This is a genomic window from Marinobacter salexigens, assembly GCF_002806945.1.
GTDB classification, from domain to species: Bacteria; Pseudomonadota; Gammaproteobacteria; order Pseudomonadales; family Oleiphilaceae; genus Marinobacter; species Marinobacter salexigens.
Genome location: NZ_NIHC01000017.1, coordinates 1 through 4174, shown reverse-complemented (window position 1 = coordinate 4174; position 4174 = coordinate 1). Strand labels below are relative to the sequence as shown.

Below are 4174 nucleotides of genomic sequence, written 5' to 3'. Positions count from 1 at the left end.
GTGGCGCAGCTAACGCACTAAGTTGACCGCCTGGGGAGTACGGCCGCAAGGTTAAAACTCAAATGAATTGACGGGGGCCCGCACAAGCGGTGGAGCATGTGGTTTAATTCGACGCAACGCGAAGAACCTTACCTGGCCTTGACATGCAGAGAACTTTCCAGAGATGGATTGGTGCCTTCGGGAACTCTGACACAGGTGCTGCATGGCCGTCGTCAGCTCGTGTCGTGAGATGTTGGGTTAAGTCCCGTAACGAGCGCAACCCCTATCCCTAGTTGCTAGCAGTTCGGCTGAGAACTCTAGGGAGACTGCCGGTGACAAACCGGAGGAAGGTGGGGATGACGTCAGGTCATCATGGCCCTTACGGCCAGGGCTACACACGTGCTACAATGGTGCGTACAGAGGGTTGCAAACCCGCGAGGGGGAGCCAATCTCACAAAACGCATCGTAGTCCGGATCGGAGTCTGCAACTCGACTCCGTGAAGTCGGAATCGCTAGTAATCGTGAATCAGAATGTCACGGTGAATACGTTCCCGGGCCTTGTACACACCGCCCGTCACACCATGGGAGTAGATTGCACCAGAAGTAGTTAGTCTAACCTTCGGGAGGACGATTACCACGGTGTGGTTTATGACTGGGGTGAAGTCGTAACAAGGTAGCCCTAGGGGAACCTGGGGCTGGATCACCTCCTTAAACGAAGTCGACGCTTCGGTCAGAGTCCACACGAATTACTTGGTTGATTGATAAAGAGAGCAAGGGTCTGTAGGCCCGACGGTCTTGTTGAAAGACAAGCAAAACCGGGTCTGTAGCTCAGTTGGTTAGAGCGCACCCCTGATAAGGGTGAGGTCGGTGGTTCAACTCCACCCAGACCCACCAAAATTGTCCAGCTCGGCGTTATTGAGTGACTTGCATAGCAGGCTATGCGGCGCCCCTCGATGCCTTGATCTGAACAATTTGATACGAGATAGCTTTTGGGGCTATAGCTCAGCTGGGAGAGCGCCTGCCTTGCACGCAGGAGGTCGGCAGTTCGATCCTGCCTAGCTCCACCATGATTACTTGGTCACCCCTGACTTCGGTCAGTGTACAGAAACAAGCGTTTCGAATTGATGACAAAAGTTGTTAATCGAAGTTCTTCTTTCTGATCACTGGGTCAGATTTGCTCTTTAACAAATTGGATGAGATAGAACACGAAGACATTTTCTCATTATCTCCGAGAAAATGTGTTCAAAGTGATAGCGATTTTTTCAAGCGTTATCCGGTGTTGTCGTTGAAGTGGTTGTTTATAGCTTCAAGTGGCTGTCTCTGATGTTCCTGGAAAGGGATTCGCAGAACTTCGGTTCGGTGATGAACATTCCTGACATTGGTGATCAGTTGTCTTGGGGTTATATAGTCAAGCAACTAAGCGCATACGGTGGATGCCTTGGCAGTCAGAGGCGATGAAAGACGTGGAAGCCTGCGATAAGGTTCGGGGAGCTGGCAAACAAGCTGTGATCCGGACATTTCTGAATGGGGAAACCCACCCGATTTCGGTCGGGTATCTTGCACTGAATACATAGGTGTAAGAGGCGAACCCGGGGAACTGAAACATCTAAGTACCCGGAGGAAAAGAAATCAACCGAGATTCCCTCAGTAGCGGCGAGCGAACGGGGACTAGCCCTTAAGCTGGATGAATGGTAGGAGAAGGCTCTGGAAAGTGCCGCCATAGTGGGTGATAGCCCTGTATCCGAAACCTGAATCCAGTGAAATCGAGTAGGACGGGGCACGAGAAACCTTGTCTGAATATGGGGGGACCATCCTCCAAGGCTAAATACTCCTGACTGACCGATAGTGAACCAGTACCGTGAGGGAAAGGCGAAAAGAACCCCTGTGAGGGGAGTGAAATAGATCCTGAAACCGTATGCGTACAAGCAGTCGGAGCAGACTTGTTCTGTGACGGCGTACCTTTTGTATAATGGGTCAGCGACTTATGTTCAGTGGCGAGGTTAACCGTTTAGGGGAGCCGTAGGGAAACCGAGTCTGAATAGGGCGATTGAGTCGCTGGGCATAGACCCGAAACCGGGCGATCTATCCATGAGCAGGTTGAAGGTTGAGTAACATCAACTGGAGGACCGAACCCACTGTCGTTGAAAAGCCAGGGGATGACTTGTGGATCGGAGTGAAAGGCTAATCAAGCCCGGAGATAGCTGGTTCTCCCCGAAAGCTATTTAGGTAGCGCCTCGGACGAATACCACAGGGGGTAGAGCACTGTTTCGGCTAGGGGGTCATCCCGACTTACCAACCCGATGCAAACTCCGAATACCTGTGAGTACTATCCGGGAGACACACAGCGGGTGCTAACGTCCGTTGTGAAGAGGGAAACAACCCAGACCGCCAGCTAAGGTCCCCAAATTCCAGTTAAGTGGGAAACGATGTGGGAAGGCTTAGACAGCTAGGAGGTTGGCTTAGAAGCAGCCATCCTTTAAAGAAAGCGTAATAGCTCACTAGTCGAGTCGGCCTGCGCGGAAGATGTAACGGGGCTCAAACTGGATACCGAAGCTGCGGCTGCATACTTTGTATGCGGGGTAGGGGAGCGTTGTGTAAGCCTGCGAAGGTGAGTTGAGAAGCTTGCTGGAGGTATCACAAGTGCGAATGCTGACATGAGTAACGACAATGCGGGTGAAAAACCCGCACGCCGGAAGACCAAGGGTTCCTGCGCAACGCTAATCGGCGCAGGGTGAGTCGGCCCCTAAGGCGAGACCGAAAGGTGTAGTCGATGGGAAACGGATTAATATTTCCGTACCTTGGATAGCTGCGATGGAGAGACGGAGAAGGCTAGGTGAGCCGGGCGACGGTTGTCCCGGTTTAAGCGAGTAGGGAGTGGACTTAGGCAAATCCGGGCCCACAATCCTGAGACGTGACGACGAGCACCCTTTTACGGGAGCGAAGTCATTGATGCCCTGCTTCCAGGAAAATCTTCTAAGCTTCAGGCTATTCGAGACCGTACCCCAAACCGACACAGGTGGTCAGGTAGAGAATACCAAGGCGCTTGAGAGAACTCGGGTAAAGGAACTAGGCAAAATGGTGCCGTAACTTCGGGAGAAGGCACGCCGGTGGTATGTGACGCCCTTCGCGGGTTGAGCAGAAGCCGGTCGAAGATACCAGGCCCCTGCGACTGTTTATTAAAAACACAGCACTGTGCAAACACGAAAGTGGACGTATACGGTGTGACGCCTGCCCGGTGCCGGAAGGTTAATTGATGGGGTTAGCATTCGTGCGAAGCTCTTGATCGAAGCCCCGGTAAACGGCGGCCGTAACTATAACGGTCCTAAGGTAGCGAAATTCCTTGTCGGGTAAGTTCCGACCTGCACGAATGGCGTAACGATGGGGGCGCTGTCTCTACCCGAGACTCAGTGAAATTGAAATCGCCGTGAAGATGCGGTGTATCCGCGGCTAGACGGAAAGACCCCGTGAACCTTTACTATAGCTTCACAGTGAACTTTGAATATGCTTGTGTAGGATAGCTGGGAGGCTTTGAAACGTGATCGCCAGATTGCGTGGAGCCGACCTTGAAATACCAGCCTGGCATGTTTGAGGTTCTAACTCTGGTCCCTTATCGGGATCGAGGACATTGTGTGGTGGGTAGTTTGACTGGGGCGGTCTCCTCCTAAAGTGTAACGGAGGAGCACAAAGGTGGGCTAAGTACGGTCGGACATCGTACGGTTAGTGTAATGGCACAAGCCCGCTTAACTGCGAGACTGACACGTCGAGCAGGTACGAAAGTAGGTCATAGTGATCCGGTGGTTCTGTATGGAAGGGCCATCGCTCAACGGATAAAAGGTACTCCGGGGATAACAGGCTGATACCGCCCAAGAGTTCACATCGACGGCGGTGTTTGGCACCTCGATGTCGGCTCATCACATCCTGGGGCTGAAGCCGGTCCCAAGGGTATGGCTGTTCGCCATTTAAAGTGGTACGCGAGCTGGGTTTAGAACGTCGTGAGACAGTTCGGTCCCTATCTGCCGTGGACGTTGGAGATTTGAGGAAAGTTGCTCCTAGTACGAGAGGACCGGAGTGAACGAACCTCTGGTGTTCGGGTTGTCACGCCAGTGGCATTGCCCGGTAGCTATGTTCGGACAGGATAACCGCTGAAAGCATCTAAGCGGGAAGCCCCTTCCAAGATGAGATCTCCCTGGACCCT

Annotated in this window: 2 tRNA genes and 2 rRNA genes; all 4 read left to right on the top strand. The window is 52.8% G+C overall.

Features of this window, described 5'->3' with window-relative positions:
* A 16S ribosomal RNA gene (locus CDH47_RS17365) occupies window positions 1-690 on the top strand; the annotation flags it as partial.
* Window positions 691-796: 106 nt separating this feature from the next.
* A tRNA-Ile gene (locus CDH47_RS17360) sits at window positions 797-873 on the top strand.
* A 97-nt stretch (window positions 874-970) separates the two neighbouring features.
* Window positions 971-1046, top strand: a tRNA-Ala gene (locus CDH47_RS17355).
* A gap of 339 nt (window positions 1047-1385) precedes the next feature.
* Window positions 1386-4174: ribosomal RNA gene (locus CDH47_RS17350) — 23S ribosomal RNA — on the top strand; the annotation flags it as partial.